This is a genomic window from Thalassoglobus sp. (assembly GCF_048270125.1).
In the GTDB taxonomy this organism is placed as follows: Bacteria; Planctomycetota; Planctomycetia; order Planctomycetales; family Planctomycetaceae; genus Thalassoglobus.
Genome location: NZ_JBLWTN010000019.1, coordinates 72,514 through 86,208, shown reverse-complemented (window position 1 = coordinate 86,208; position 13,695 = coordinate 72,514). Strand labels below are relative to the sequence as shown.

At 54.0% G+C, this 13,695-nt stretch carries 6 protein-coding genes and 30 tRNA genes; 33 read left to right on the top strand and 3 right to left on the bottom strand.

Annotated features, from left to right (window positions below; all coding sequences use genetic code 11):
• Positions 1-124 precede the first annotated feature (124 nt).
• The 33 genes from ACN0YR_RS18245 to ACN0YR_RS18085 all read left to right on the top strand — a co-directional run bounded on the left by ACN0YR_RS18245 (position 125) and on the right by ACN0YR_RS18085 (position 9,050).
• Positions 125-196 (top strand) — tRNA-Phe (locus ACN0YR_RS18245).
• A gap of 28 nt (positions 197-224) precedes the next feature.
• Positions 225-297, top strand: a tRNA-Glu gene (locus ACN0YR_RS18240).
• A gap of 7 nt (positions 298-304) precedes the next feature.
• Positions 305-377, top strand: a tRNA-Ile gene (locus tag ACN0YR_RS18235).
• Positions 378-448: 71 nt separating this feature from the next.
• Positions 449-520: transfer RNA gene (locus tag ACN0YR_RS18230), tRNA-Lys, on the top strand.
• A gap of 14 nt (positions 521-534) precedes the next feature.
• A tRNA-Ile gene (locus ACN0YR_RS18225) sits at positions 535-606 on the top strand.
• A 13-nt stretch (positions 607-619) separates the two neighbouring features.
• Positions 620-692 (top strand) — tRNA-Lys (locus ACN0YR_RS18220).
• 14 nt (positions 693-706) lie between these two features.
• Positions 707-777, top strand: a tRNA-Thr gene (locus ACN0YR_RS18215).
• Between the two features lie 50 nt (positions 778-827).
• A tRNA-Gly gene (locus ACN0YR_RS18210) sits at positions 828-898 on the top strand.
• Between the two features lie 7 nt (positions 899-905).
• Positions 906-979, top strand: a tRNA-Pro gene (locus tag ACN0YR_RS18205).
• Between the two features lie 24 nt (positions 980-1,003).
• Positions 1,004-1,075: transfer RNA gene (locus ACN0YR_RS18200), tRNA-Asn, on the top strand.
• 171 nt (positions 1,076-1,246) lie between these two features.
• A tRNA-Gly gene (locus ACN0YR_RS18195) sits at positions 1,247-1,318 on the top strand.
• 7 nt (positions 1,319-1,325) lie between these two features.
• A tRNA-Gln gene (locus tag ACN0YR_RS18190) sits at positions 1,326-1,400 on the top strand.
• Between the two features lie 18 nt (positions 1,401-1,418).
• Positions 1,419-1,489 (top strand) — tRNA-Gln (locus tag ACN0YR_RS18185).
• A 9-nt stretch (positions 1,490-1,498) separates the two neighbouring features.
• Positions 1,499-1,570: transfer RNA gene (locus ACN0YR_RS18180), tRNA-Val, on the top strand.
• A gap of 11 nt (positions 1,571-1,581) precedes the next feature.
• Positions 1,582-1,656, top strand: a tRNA-Leu gene (locus ACN0YR_RS18175).
• 14 nt (positions 1,657-1,670) lie between these two features.
• A tRNA-Leu gene (locus ACN0YR_RS18170) sits at positions 1,671-1,744 on the top strand.
• 11 nt (positions 1,745-1,755) lie between these two features.
• A tRNA-Asp gene (locus ACN0YR_RS18165) sits at positions 1,756-1,830 on the top strand.
• A 10-nt stretch (positions 1,831-1,840) separates the two neighbouring features.
• Positions 1,841-1,917, top strand: a tRNA-Leu gene (locus tag ACN0YR_RS18160).
• Positions 1,918-1,925: 8 nt separating this feature from the next.
• A tRNA-Tyr gene (locus ACN0YR_RS18155) sits at positions 1,926-2,008 on the top strand.
• Between the two features lie 6 nt (positions 2,009-2,014).
• Positions 2,015-2,087: transfer RNA gene (locus tag ACN0YR_RS18150), tRNA-Glu, on the top strand.
• Positions 2,088-2,098: 11 nt separating this feature from the next.
• Positions 2,099-2,180: transfer RNA gene (locus tag ACN0YR_RS18145), tRNA-Leu, on the top strand.
• 150 nt (positions 2,181-2,330) lie between these two features.
• A tRNA-Leu gene (locus ACN0YR_RS18140) sits at positions 2,331-2,409 on the top strand.
• Positions 2,410-2,424: 15 nt separating this feature from the next.
• Complete coding sequence (locus ACN0YR_RS18135) at positions 2,425-2,979, top strand: RNA ligase family protein (RefSeq protein ID WP_417850644.1); 555 nt, start codon at positions 2,425-2,427, stop codon at positions 2,977-2,979.
• 95 nt (positions 2,980-3,074) lie between these two features.
• A tRNA-Val gene (locus ACN0YR_RS18130) sits at positions 3,075-3,146 on the top strand.
• A 49-nt stretch (positions 3,147-3,195) separates the two neighbouring features.
• Positions 3,196-3,267 (top strand) — tRNA-Ala (locus ACN0YR_RS18125).
• Positions 3,268-3,279: 12 nt separating this feature from the next.
• A tRNA-Ser gene (locus ACN0YR_RS18120) sits at positions 3,280-3,364 on the top strand.
• A 16-nt stretch (positions 3,365-3,380) separates the two neighbouring features.
• Positions 3,381-3,453 (top strand) — tRNA-Arg (locus tag ACN0YR_RS18115).
• 111 nt (positions 3,454-3,564) lie between these two features.
• Positions 3,565-3,640: transfer RNA gene (locus ACN0YR_RS18110), tRNA-His, on the top strand.
• An 83-nt stretch (positions 3,641-3,723) separates the two neighbouring features.
• Positions 3,724-3,794: transfer RNA gene (locus ACN0YR_RS18105), tRNA-Arg, on the top strand.
• 96 nt (positions 3,795-3,890) lie between these two features.
• Positions 3,891-3,963: transfer RNA gene (locus tag ACN0YR_RS18100), tRNA-Cys, on the top strand.
• Positions 3,964-4,069: 106 nt separating this feature from the next.
• Positions 4,070-4,142, top strand: a tRNA-Thr gene (locus ACN0YR_RS18095).
• Between the two features lie 485 nt (positions 4,143-4,627).
• Positions 4,628-5,749, top strand: a complete 1,122-nt coding sequence (locus ACN0YR_RS18090; RefSeq protein ID WP_417850643.1) for a slipin family protein — start codon at positions 4,628-4,630, stop codon at positions 5,747-5,749.
• Between the two features lie 205 nt (positions 5,750-5,954).
• Positions 5,955-9,050 carry a DUF3427 domain-containing protein gene (locus ACN0YR_RS18085; protein WP_417850642.1) on the top strand — a complete coding sequence of 1,032 codons (3,096 nt, stop codon included), beginning with the start codon at positions 5,955-5,957 and terminating at the stop codon, positions 9,048-9,050.
• 551 nt (positions 9,051-9,601) lie between these two features.
• Here ACN0YR_RS18085 and ACN0YR_RS18080 read toward each other — a convergent pair.
• The 3 genes from ACN0YR_RS18080 to ACN0YR_RS18070 all read right to left on the bottom strand — a co-directional run bounded on the left by ACN0YR_RS18080 (position 9,602) and on the right by ACN0YR_RS18070 (position 12,859).
• Positions 9,602-10,042: a hypothetical protein gene (locus tag ACN0YR_RS18080; RefSeq protein WP_417850641.1), complete on the bottom strand. Its 441-nt coding sequence runs from the start codon at positions 10,040-10,042 to the stop codon at positions 9,602-9,604.
• Positions 10,006-11,079: a hypothetical protein gene (locus ACN0YR_RS18075; RefSeq protein WP_417850640.1), complete on the bottom strand. Its 1,074-nt coding sequence runs from the start codon at positions 11,077-11,079 to the stop codon at positions 10,006-10,008. The genes ACN0YR_RS18080 and ACN0YR_RS18075 overlap by 37 nt, the downstream gene beginning before the upstream one ends.
• A gap of 193 nt (positions 11,080-11,272) precedes the next feature.
• Entirely contained in the window at positions 11,273-12,859 is a 1,587-nt protein-coding gene (locus ACN0YR_RS18070) for a hypothetical protein (protein ID WP_417850639.1), read from the bottom strand.
• Positions 12,860-13,695: the final 836 nt, after the last annotated feature.

Genomic DNA, 13,695 nt, shown 5'->3' with positions numbered 1-13,695 from the left:
GACGCTTGGCAACATCTGGATTCAACTCCAAGCCCGGTGTCACCAGCACCGGGCTTTTCTTTTGCAAAAGCGACATGTTCGTTGTCTGCCGGCTTGAACATCGTGTTCTTCGGCAGAAGTAACTGGGTCGGTAGCTTAAACGGCAAAGCACCTGGCTGAAGACCAGGCCATGGGGATTCGATCGCCTCCTGACCCACTCTGCGCACCCGTTGCGCATAAAAAACGGCTCGTTCGTCTATCGGCAAAGGATACCGCCTTTTCACGGCGGAGGGATGGGTTCGATTCCCATACGAGTCACTCACATAGCCCGGTCGTTCAACGGTTGAGGACGTCGCTCTGATAAGGCGGAGACGAAGGTTCGACTCCTTCTCGGGCTATTTAGCGAAAATTCCAAACCGAGAAAAACATGTATCAGCCACATCGATACAAACAGATACCACGCCCATCCGGGGTCGTGGTGTAACGGCAGCACAGCAGATTTTTACTCTGCACGGTGGGGGGGCAAATCCCTCCGGCCTCATTGATCAAGACTACAGGCTTGTAGCTCAATGGTCAGAGCAGGCTCCTTATAAGGGTCAGACGATGGTTCGACTCCGTCCAGGCCTACTGAAAACAACATGGGATCGAGGTGTTAGCGGCAGCATACCTGGCTCTTAACCAGATTGGTGACGGTTCAAGTCCGTCCGATCCCACAAAAATCTAAAAACACTGGTCGTCCAGCGGCAAGGACACTGCACCCGTAATGCAGATACGTGAGTTCGAGTCTCACCCGGTGCTCTTGATGGCGTACGCCATTTTGCTCTTTGACAATTAACTGATCAGATCATGCGTCCATGATGTAGCGGTAGCCTGCCACCTTGCCATGGTGGAAGTGCGGGTTCAATTCCCGCTGGACGCTTTACTCTCAGCGTGTGGGAAAGTTTGGGAATCCGCGTGGTTTGGGACCACGAGATCGTCGGTTCGAATCCGACCGCGCTGACTTCGTTGCAAAGCGAAACACTCTTGCGGTGTGGCCCAATGGTAAGGCAGCTCCCTGTTAAGGAGACGCATGCAGGTTCGAATCCTGCCACCGCAGCTTGATCGGAAGTCATCCGGCCGGAAGCAAGGTGATGGCCGCGGTAGTTGAAAACTGCTTGAAAACAGGTGCGGCTAATCACCGTTGTGGGTTCGAGTCCCACGGCTTCCGCCTTAAAAGAATCCAGTTTGTCACGAACCTTTGGGTGCAAGTGACGGACAATCAAATACTGTGTCCTTGGCCGAGCGGCAAAGGTGCCAGGCCTCCAACCTGGACAGGCGGGTTCGACTCCCGCAGGGCACTCTCTCCTTGCGGGGTAGTTTCTGCTGGTAGAAATCTGGCGCTTTGAACGACAGGTTCGCAGGTTCGATTCCTGCCTCCGCAACTTAGATCAGTTTACCAATGCGGGATCGTCTAACGGCAAGATACGACGCTCTGAACGTTGAGATGTTGGTTCGATTCCAGCTCCCGCAACTTTTACCTGATCCCGTGGTCCAGCGGCTACGACTTCTGGCCTACACCCAGACAACGATGGTTCGAGTCCATCCGGGATCACTCATTCAAACGCCCAGGTACGCCAATCAGGAAGAGCGACTCGACTTAAGATCGAGTGATTATGGGTTCGACTCCCTCCTTGGGCACTTGGAAAAAGCACGGCTCGGTAGGCAATCGGCAGACCACGTTGGCTTAGAACCAGAGATGCTGTGGGTTCGAATCCCACCTGAGCCACTGATAGACACGTCCTTGCAGAGCAGCCCGGAGTGCTCGCCACCCTGTCACGGTGGAGATCGTGGGTTCAAGTCCCATCAAGGACGCTTGCAACCTGGCACGGTACGCAAACGGAAAAGCGACGAAGCTCAAACCTTCGTGATTGTCTGTGGGTTCGACTCCCACTCGTGCTACTCAATATGGGTCGGCTTGCATCGGCGAGCTACGCTGGCTGTAACCCAGTGGTCCTTAGAGACCTTGGCGGTTCGAATCCGTCCCGACCCATTTTACGACCCGTTCTTCTAGAGGCTCAGGATACTGGCCCCTCAAGCCGGTGACATCGGTTCGAATCCGATACGGGTTATTCAACAACACGGCCAAGTGGTGGAATTGGCAGACACGCGACACTCAGAATGTCGTGCCATCAGGCGTGGGAGTTCAAATCTCCCCTTGGTCACTGCTGCAGGTGAGTAGGTGCTCAACTGGCTTTCATATGGTCGGTTTGCTCGGATCGATACCGAGACCTGCAACTTGACGCGGGTGGGCCAGAGCCCATCGAGGTCTCATAAGCCTTGACTGTCGGGGGCAACTCCCGGACCCGCCATTCGACCAGGTACGCAAATAGGAAAAGCGGTCACGTTGAGGACGTGGCGATTCTGCGGGTTCGACTCCCGCTCTGGTCACCAAACAAAGGTGAAACTATGCCTCGAAAATTGCACTATCCGAAGATACCGAATTCTCGTGATTTCCCGCTGGGCGAATGCATTGCATTTGAAAAGTACGATGGCACAAACATGCATTTCTCCTGGCAACGTGATTTCGGCTGGCATGCATTCGGGACTCGACGCGACGAATTCAACCTCGATGATCGGGGAATAAAACTTTTCCAGCAAAGGCATCGTCACATTGCAGACGCCCCCTTCGTCTTCCGGAACGATCACATGTCACAGATCAATGACATTTTCAAGTGTGACGACCGATGCTTGACGACAACAGACTTTACGGTCTTTGCAGAATTCCTCGGACCAAACTCATTCGCTGGTCTTCACAAGGATCAGGATGCAAAACGTTTGGTGTTGTTCGATGTCCAAGCAGATGGTGAGCTTTTAAGCCCGTTCGAATTTGTTGAGATCTTTGGCGAACTGCCAGTTGCCAGAGTTGTCTACCGAGGAAAGTTCCACGGTGCATTTACGGAAGATGTTCGGAATGGGAAGTATGGCGTCGACGAAGGCGTCATTTGCAAGACTGGACAGTGAGGTGCTGTCCAGATGGCAAAGATTAAAACTCATTCTTATCTCCGGAAACTGAAGATTACTTTCGGTGACAACTGGGAGCAACATTGGGAGTAAACGATCCCGTGGTCCAACGGCGACGACACCTGCGTGACATGCAGGAAACGATGGTTCAACTCCATCCGGGATCACTCAATGGGGACTAACTCCAATGGTCCATTGCAATCAATTGAAAGACACGGGCGGCTCGTCTAACGGGAAGACACTTGGCTTGCAACCAGGAGATCGGGGTTCGATTCCCCGGCCGGTCCACTTAATTAACTTGGAAGGTAGCCGGATACGGTTGGCCGGACCGCACTGCTAACGCGGCTCTCCACTGGAGATGAGGGTTCGAATCCCTTGCCTTCCGCTTTAACGACTCATACGGCCTGATGGTGAAACGGATCATCACACCCGGCTTCTAACCGGACATTCCAGGTTCGAATCCTGGTCAGGCTATTCAATTGAAACAATTTAATACGGAAGGACAACCCGATTGGCGACGGGAATCGGTTGGAAGCCGGTCGAGTACGAGAGTGCCTTATGGGTTCAACTCCCATTCCTTCCGCTGTGGCCGGATTCGGTGTTGGTTACCGGAAGCAGATTGTGAATCTGCCCGACAGGGGTTCAATTCCCCTCGGCCACCCTGTTACACGAGTGTGCTCCTGGGAGAGCAATCAGCCTCCAAAACTGATGCATAGGGTTCGAATCCTTACGCTCGTGCTTAATGCCCTGTGGTTGTGATGGATGCATGACAGTCTTCGAAACTGTCGGACGAGGTTCGACTCCTCGACGGGGTACTACTCCAAATGTCTTCGGAGTGTGAGGGAGAGCACGCGACTTTGCGAAGGTCGTAGATCAGGTTCGACTCCTGGCGAGGACACTTTTTAACTTCAGACGCTGATCCCGATGGTCGGGGAACTGCCTGCAAAACAGTTTCACAGTTGGGTTCGACTCCCACCAGCGTCTCTTTGAATGAAAGGTCGTTGATGTTGTCTGTCCAGCGGCATGCAAGCCACCCGGCAGGGTTTGGCATTGCCTGTTCCGTGAATGGGATCTGATCGGATGATATCAACGTTGGTTAGCTCAGTGGGTAGAGCAGCAAACTCGTAATTTGCATGTGACAGGTTCGAATCCTGTACCAACACCAACCGTCGGCTGGTAACCGACACCGACATTCACGTCGGACGACGCTGTAAGCGTCTCACAATGCCTGAAGGAGGCAGACGTACGATTTGATCAGCCGGAACATGTGTTATGGACCACTCGCCGGAGCTCCGCGTAAGCGGTGCGAAGGCACCCGGTCCAGGGCCGTGCCCTGGCAGCATGCGACAACGCCTTGTAGTGCGCGGATACCGCGTTCGGTCGGCAGTGATTGAAGGGAACGGAAGCGATGAGGTTCACCAACTCAATCTTCTTCGGGAGATTGGTAAGGGAACATCGAAGCGGAAGGACTCGGACGCTATTGCCAACGAGCGCTCAAACGCACTCCGCGATTCGTCCGTGTGATCGGCGAACGCTCTGTCTTCGGACGGCCTTTTATTGAATTCATGACGGCAACGAAGCCGTGTTTTTTGCCTTTGCATGGTGCGGAGGTTTGTTAGTCCGGAGTTTTTCTCCGGGGAGGTGAAGGATGTTTATTTTCAAGCGTTACAAGATTCGCAGCTACGAAATGGGACTACTATTCCGCGATGATGAGTTCCGTGGACTGGTCAACGAAGGAACGCGCTCGTTCTTCGATCCACTCGGTAAGGTCCGTGTGGATGTTGTCTCCCAGCGTGATCCGTGGCTGGTCCACGAGAAGCTCGACCTGATCGTCAAGTCGGATGCGCTGAAGGACCGCGCTGTCGTGCTGGACCTGAAGGACCATGAGCGGTCACTGGTCTGGATCGAAAACCGATTCAGCCATGTTCTGCCAGCGGGACTATATGCCTACTGGACGGGACAGAAGAACGTCCGTGTCGAAGTGGTCGATGCCCGCAATGTGCAGTTCGAGCACGAGGAACTGAAGGTGATCGCGAAGTCGCCGATGGCGCAGCGCGTGCTGGATGTCTGCACGGTCAACCGTGACCGGGTCGGCGTTCTGTTCATTGATGGCCGGTACATCGACACGCTGGCTCCCGGTCTGTACGCCTTCTGGAAGGGACAGTCCGATGCCAAGGTCGTGGAGATCGACTTGCGGGAGACGATGGTTGACGTCGGTGGTCAGGACATTATGACCGCTGACAAGGTCACGCTGCGGCTCAACGCCGTGGTGACCTACAAAATCGTCGATGCCCGTAAGGCCGTCAGCCAGACGGACGACGTCCGGCAGGCGCTGTACCGCGAAACGCAGCTTGTGCTGCGAAGCGTGATCGGTGCCCGTGAACTCGATGCCTTCCTGACGGAGAAGGATGCCGTCGCGACGGAGATCGAGGAGAACGTTCGTCGTCGAGCTGGTGAGCTGGGTCTGGAGATTGCTTCGGTCGGTATCCGGGATGTGATCCTTCCGGGCGACATGAAGGACCTGATGAACAAGGTCACGGAAGCCCGCAAGGCTGCCGAGGCCAACCTGATCTCACGTCGCGAGGAAACGGCTGCCATGCGGTCGCAGGCCAACACGGCCAAGCTGCTGGCGGACAACCCGGTCCTGATGCGACTGCGAGAACTGGAAGTCCTTGAAAAGATCGCCGCAAACGGCAAGCTCAACATCGTGCTGGGGGAAAAGAACGCGGGCGAGAAGGGCCTGGCCGATAAGGTGGTCAACCTGCTTTAGCCGTCGTAGACGGCGCCTTTCGACACCCCTGGTTCGAGAAATCGGACCAGGGGTGTTTTGATGCTTAGCTGCAGTTTGTGTTACGGAAGAGCTACGAGGTCGTTTACGACAACTGTTGTAGGTACACTTCATAGCATTTAACGGTGAGTGGATTTGGTTCATTTGCCATGTGTTTCACTGTGCGGTAATCGAGTGTTAAAAGACGATGAAGCCGGGCCTGTATGAGAAACTGTTAACATTGGCCCTTCAGGAGGACCTGGAGGGAATGACCGATCCGCGGTTGTACACTGTCGCGCCGGTGGATGCGGAAGATGCTCACACAGCCATTGCTCAGTTTCTGGAGCATATCCTTGCCGCCGGTCTCGCAACTTTTCGGGGTGGGGAAGCGGCGGAACGGCAACAGAGACTGGTTGAGAGAATCGTCACCACATTGACTGAGGAACTCGGTCAAAATTGGACACACAACCTCAACATTGCCACGCCATTGCGAAGGCTGCTGGCGGTCCATACTCAGCCGCATGATTCCGAACTGGACCGTCCAGACACTCCGCTCGCTCGGTCTGCCTTACTTACGGGAACGCGTCTCGACCCCAGCCTCGGGAGTCAGCTTCGCAAAGAGATCGCGTCAGCTGATCGTGTCGACATCCTCTGCTCATTCATTCGCTGGAGCGGGCTCCGAGTTCTGCTGGACGATCTCCGTCAACTCACCGAAGAAGTGGCGCAGGATGGCCCTCGGCTCAGGGTCATCACCACGAGTTACATGGGAGCGACCGATCCTAAGGCGATCGATGCACTGAGTGAACTCCCGAACACAGAAATCCGCGTCAGCTACGACACGAAACGGACCCGGCTGCACGCCAAGGCCTATCTGTTTCACCGGGAGACTGGTTTCGGAAGTGCCTACGTTGGATCGGCCAACCTTTCAAACGCCGCCTTGTCAGAGGGGCTGGAATGGACAACCAAGATCAGCCACTACGAACTGCCCTACCTCTGGAGCAAGATTACTGGGACATTCGAAACGTATTGGCAGGATGACGAGTTTCAACCATACCAAGGTGACGCACCGGAGCGACTACGTAAGGCGATCAGTCGTGAACGAGCAATTGCAACCGAATCTGACATTGCGGTTACGTTCGATCTGAAACCCTATCCGTTCCAGGAGGAGATTCTTGATGTCCTGGCGGCTGAGCGAGAAATTCAGCAGAAGCAACGACACCTGGTCGTCGCCGCGACGGGAACCGGCAAAACGATGATCGCAGCCTTCGACTACGCTCGCATTTGCCGAGAACTCGGTCGCAAACCATCGTTGCTGTTTATCGCCCATCGGGAAGAAATCCTCAGACAAGCTCTCGGAACATTCCGTGGAGTTTTGCGAGATCAAAATTTTGGCGACCTGCTAGTCGGCGGGAGCGTACCAGAACAGCAGAATCACTTATTCTGCTCGATCCAGAGTTACAACTCCCGTGATCTGGCACAGCGTAATCCCGAGGCGTTCGAGTACATCGTCGTTGACGAATTCCACCACGCGGCCGCGCCGAGCTACCGACAGCTGTTAGACCATGTTCAGCCTCAAATTCTGTTAGGACTAACCGCCACTCCCGAGCGGTCCGACCAATTGGACGTACTACAATGGTTCGGCGGTCGAACAAGCGCAGAGATCCGATTACCTGATGCGATCAATCGCCGACTCCTTTGTCCGTTCCAATATTTCGGTGTCTCCGATGCAGTCGACTTGGATGGACTCACCTGGCAGCGTGGCGGTTATCGAGTTGAGGAGCTCGATAACCTTTACACGGGAAACGATGTCCGCGCACAACTTGTCTTGGATAAGGTCCACCAGATACTGCTCAATCCCAAGCAAACGCGGGGACTGGGTTTTTGCGTCAGCAAAGCCCATGCTGAATTTATGGCTCGATTCTTTGACCACCATAGAGTGCCGTCGGCTGCGCTGACGTCCGACTCACCTGAGGACCTGCGTCGCACAGTCCAGGACCAACTCCGCAACCGCGAAATCAATTTCATCTTCGTAGTCGACCTGTACAACGAAGGTGTCGACATACCTGAAGTCGACACGGTGCTCTTCCTGCGACCAACCGAGAGCCTGACAGTCTACCTTCAGCAACTAGGACGTGGTCTGCGACAACACGAAGAAAAGGAATGCCTGACTGTCCTCGATTTCATTGGTGCTCAGCGCCGTGAGTTCCGCTTCGCCTCACGATTTAGGGCCCTGAGCACTAAACCGGAGGGCCGACTCGATCGCGAGATCGAGCATGGATTTCCCCATCTGCCGAGTGGCTGTGTGATTCAGTTGGAGAGAGTCGCACAACAGCGTGTGCTGGACAATGTTCGAGAATCTGTTCGGCTCCTGCGGCCTCGAATGGTTAGAAGCCTCCGCGATCTGGGAAGATATCTCGATCGAGTTCCAACAATCGAAGAAACACTGGATTATTTTGACACGACCCTCGATGAGTTGCTGAAGCGCGGTCTGTGGTCCCGGCTTCTGGCTGACGCTGGACTGACGGAACCTCCGAGTGATCCTGACGAGAAACGCCTCGCGAAGGGAATTCGTCGAATTGCACACGTCGAGTGTGCCGACCAAATTCGTCAGTGGCTGGAAATGCTTGATGACAACTCGGAAGACGAAACTCTTGGAGAGATGCTTCAAGTCGGTCTATGGGGCAATGATGGTAAAGGATGGACGCTGGAGAACGCCGTGGAACAGTTGAAGTCAAACCAGGCTTCGATCGAAGACCTACGAGCGGTCCTCCGATATCGTCTGCGCATTGCTCCCACCCATCATGCTGGCCGTGTTCCCAATGTGGCTGGTCCTCTGACAATCCACGCTGCCTACACACGGGATGAAGTTTTGGTGGGACTTGGGCACTGGTCACTGGATCGCCGCCCCGACCAGCGTGAAGGCGTGCTGCACATTCCCGGAACGAAAGTTGATGCGTTCTTCGTTACGTTGCAGAAGACCGAAGAGGACTACTCGCCGACAACCATGTACGAGGACTATTTGATCTCCCACGATCAATTCCACTGGCAATCTCAGAGCAACACGTCTGTTGAATCCCCGACGGGGCAGCGGTATATCAATCACCGAAATATGGGTTACACACCGCTGCTGTTCGTTCGTGAGTCCAAGTCTCTGCCATCAGGACTGTCGGCTCCTTATTATTTTCTCGGTCCTTGCGAATACGTCTCTCACGAAGGGAGCCGCCCCATCAGTATCGTCTGGCGACTTCTGCACGCTATTCCAGCGCGCCTGTTCCGGGCGATGGCTCGACAGAATGTTGGGTAAGGGACGCCGTTTGAGATAGTGGCGTTAACCAAACGGGGGTTGGCTGACGCGCCGCTACTGGCCTGTCAGCCACCGAGGGGAGTGGCGTTGATAATTCACACAGAAGTCCAGGGCAGAACGGCACGCGGGCGAGCAGGGTCAAGAAGTGAAAGACAATCTTGTCTTCGCGTCACAGGGGGCTAACTGTTTTCCGGGCATGCTCCCGTTTGCCGATTGAAATACCTGGTCCAAATGAACTTTTACCGGCGTACCAACGCGGAAAACTGGCTTGCTCGCTTAACTCATACTACCAAAATAATAAATTAGAATCCTTGGTCAGGCATTTCCGAACGCTGTGAGAGCTCTCACAGCGTTTGGAGCTGTCTTCGAGTCCCGCAAACGATTGATGTTTATGGTTTTGCATCCATTGATGGTTGCGTTCAGTTGCTCAGGATGCCCCAAAAACGACTGCAATAAGGCTCGCGACACCGAGATTCTCCAGAAGCCTTACATCTGGTGACCGCTTGACACTCCACCTAATCCCTATCGTGCGAGATTGACTCCGGGCGCTATCAGGTGGTTTCTTTTTCCTGCAACAACTTGCTGGTCGACGATGTAGTCACTTGGACTCGGCTTACTCCCAGATGCCGAGCCAATACTGCCCGTGATGCAAACCTGCCGCTGTCCAATAATGCCTTGTATTTCAACGCCAATCGTATGCGGTCGCGTTTCGGCTTCTTGGCGGTCGACTCGACCCGAATTTGGTCCGCAATGGAGTTCCACTTGAATATTTCGACATGCGGCAATCGCCGTAACCTCTTGGCACGAAAGGCACTTAGTTCGATGAAGCCGCGGTTCGGATTGAGACCGCCTCGGGGAGGGAAGAATTCATTCATAGCGGATGAACGCTCGCCGCCGTCGCCAAGTCGCTTGGAGGTCTGGAATGAGACTTTCTCGTTGACTGTGTCACAAGGAATCATCTCCAGCGGGCGGCTGGTTCCGCCGTCCACCATTCAACTGTTTCTCCAGTGTCTGCCCACAACGCTTCAACGGTTTCTCGGGGTTGATTGGAACAGAATTCGAGAAAGCTCCCTTCTTTTTGGTGGACAATGTTTACGAACGACTCACCACCGTACAGCGACGATGCCAACGTCCACTGGGGAGGATCGCCTGCTACGATGCGACTGGGGCGATCAAACGGGTCTTTGGTTTTCTCAAACGTGGCTCGAACTCGGCAAGACCAGCCCGAGGAGAACTCTTTCAACAATTTCCGCTGACCTGCATAGATCTTCTTATCCGGAAAACGTACCGCCAGAGTTAAGTTCTCGTTCTGCTTGCCGATCGAGGAAGCTGCGTCAAACAGGTCCTTTGCTCTCTCCAGGCTGTCTACGAGCAAAGCGAACTCATGATACGGGTCCCCTTTACCTTGCAGTTTCACCGAGGGATCATCTCGAAACCGATGACTCGATGTATGCTTCAGTTGAAAGAATGGATTCTCGACAACCGACGTTGTGATCTCCCCGCCATATCCAAGTGCTGGCCATAGCTCCTGGTTGTACCAATCTGCCACGACGAACCAGAAGTTTGGGTGATCCTTCACCGGCCAGTAATTGGGGATGTCCTCCTGAAAAAAACTCAGGGAGACTCCGAAATGAAAATGGATGTCAGAGCCCGCGTATCGAAGCCCCACAACGAACTCAGATTTCTTATCCGACGGACTCACTCGCAGTCTTCTCGAAAAGCCAATTCGGGACGTCTCTGAAAACTGTTGAGCGATCTCTATCGGCACATAAGCCGAGGCTCTCACATTTGTCCGTAAGTCCACCGGTGAATGCAACAGGTAAGGCGACAGGTCCGGGGCTTGCGTATGGACCGTTCGGAAATCGGGGTCTTCGTGGCTCGCCCGTTTGGATTTACCGATGGAAGCGAGAAACTCGACTGGATCAACCTGTTGTGAATAGGCTGTCTGAATCGCCTTGAGTACTTTCTTCAGCTCTGCTGCTTTGCCAGGAGAGCGATATTCTGATCGAGTGAAGTGAAGTTGTTGCATTGCGCGATCGTATTGCTGGCAGCCGCGACTGAAACCCGGAGTTTCTCCATCGTGTTCCGAACTGTCAAGAGTTTCAGGTATCGTGACACTGTTGTATTGAAGTGAGGGAGGTCCGAGCAAAACCATCGGCTTGGGCTATCGTCGACCGGCATCATTTTCAGCGGTATTTTAATCTCTCTGTACCAGATTCGCTTCAGCGTTTGCTCTCGTCGCGATCTGGCGGTACTGCGTCGGTGGTGACCTTGAGTGAATACAGCGATGCATTATTGATTCTGATTTTAAGGGCCACTTCTTCGCCCTCGCTGTTTCCAATGTGATCTTCGCCATTCCACCGAACTACATGATTCTGTCGGTTGCCGCTCACGGGATCCGACCAGCCTTTAAGATCGGTGCCATCACCCACTCGTATAAGCTTCACACGGATGTGGCCATTCGCTTTGACATCGGCATTCAGCGTGAGCTGGTTGCCACGGTAGACGACTGCTTTGGTAATGATGGTGTCTTCCGTTCCGTCCGTGTCTTCCAGTGCGGCAAATCCATCGATCCGCCATTTTGCGATCCCGATTTGGTGATCCCGCTCTCCTTCGGAAGGATTACGATTGTGAACATGATTGGCGCCTACATAGTGCAACCAGATTTCGTCTGTAGCGGCGCCGGCGGTTTCAGCTTTGGGCACTTCTGTCGGAGCGTTTGCTGTATGGACCATCCCTGAATCCCATGAACCCGCCGGGCCACGGGGCAAGATGGGTGTTCTGGTCGGCCTTTGCCATGGCCCGTTGATATCTCGTGTGTAAACGAGCATGACGTTGACGGGGCCGTAGTGCCAGAAGCCGTCACTTGTCCCGTCTCCGCCCTTGCTGACAGGACCGTTATGGCCGTCAATGCTGAACAGCCAACTGAAGCCAATCACACTGCCGTCTTCCTGCGGATACATTCCCAGACCATAGTTCTCCGCCCGCAGTGTTCCCGGTTCGACAAATTCATCCTCTCTATCTGCAAGTTCATGACGGGGAGTCACTCGTGGAAAAGGCATGTCCTGGATGGTGGCGAGGCTGCCGGAGTACCGATGCTGACAGAACTTCCGCTGCCAGTCGTTCGGACCGAATAACTGTTCCCGGTGGGCGACCTTGAAATGGAAGATGTAGTCATCGCGGTATGGATCAAACACTGCGAGACAAATATCAAAATTGTGCGGCGCTGGAGCGTTCGTGCCTGACTGAATGATGCGGGCGTGGTCAGCGTGCAGTCCACGAGGAGCCCGCTTCCAATCGTGAATTCCATCTGAAGAATGATACACGACATAGCGAACATCACCCTCAATGCAATATAGGTAGTATCCGTCGTCTTCACGAAAGATACTGGGCGTATCTAAAAACGTTTCTTTACCAATCAGAACAATGTTATTGTTGCCGCCGTGATGCGGGTAAATCCCGAGATTTGGTTTCGTCCAAGTGATGCCGTCAGTGGAAGTCGCATAACAGATGATCCGTTCGCCCATCGGACTTGCTGCACGGTACCACATTTTCCAGGAGTTCATTGCCTCCCGCCGCACAGTCGGGTAAGCGAGAGATCGTTTCGTCTCCCAGCCGGTGCTCGCTGAAACTAGCGGCTGCGTTTTAACCGCCTGTTTGAAGACACGCTGTGCACCACCGAGCGAATCAATAATGCGATCATCGATAAAGAGCTGCTTTGCCCCACCAATGTATTCTGCACCGAGACTGAAACGGGAGAAGACGACGATCGAAGCGACAATCAGCCAGAAGGATCTTCCGGGAATCATGTGAGGCACCAGCATCGGACTCAGGTATGGGAGGCGGGCCGCGATTGTAACAGTTTGCGTCGGCAATGTTGCAACCACGCTCGCCCTGAGACGGAGATCTGATCGGCTCACCGGATGAAACTTCTAATCAGAAGTTTGCCACATCGACCATCAAAACCGAAGCGAGTTGGCCACCCAGCGTCGCCTCTTCGAGTGGTCAAACTGCAGATGATTCGAAGTGTATTGAAACGACAGAGGCATACAGGCGTTGTCTACTTGACGTGCTTGAAGTCAGAGATATCCAAACGCATGATGGACTCGTTGTGCCTGCCGATTAGTTTCATATACACGACAGGACTCGATTCGTCGCTTGGCCTGCAGCTATCAATATAACAACGTCGTGACAAAGCCAGTCTCAAATCGTTCGGCATCGAAGTTCGGATTGCCTGAGGCGAAGCGGTCGTAGTTGAGGACTAGCGAAGTCGAAATGTGGTCGGACCATCGATACCGCAAACGTGAGCTGAGTCGATACGCCAATTCGTCTCGGTCGCCTCCACTAGCGTAATCCGGGTACGCTCGGAATCCGATATTTCCTGAAGGAATAAAGTCGAGATTCTCCCGCAGGCGGATCGTGGCATCAGCGTGAACTTTGGCGCCAAAGTATCGGTAGTTATCTCCTTCGGTATTGATCCATTCCAAGTCAGGTCCAAGGCTCCAGGTTGGCAGCCATGTCAGGCTCGTGCGAAAGAAACGGCTCATCCCGAAAGTTAGGCCGAATCCATCCAGAGAGTCTTGTGAAGGATTTGCCACTGGTGCATCAAAAGTCGAATAGCTCGGTGTGACATACCAGTACAACG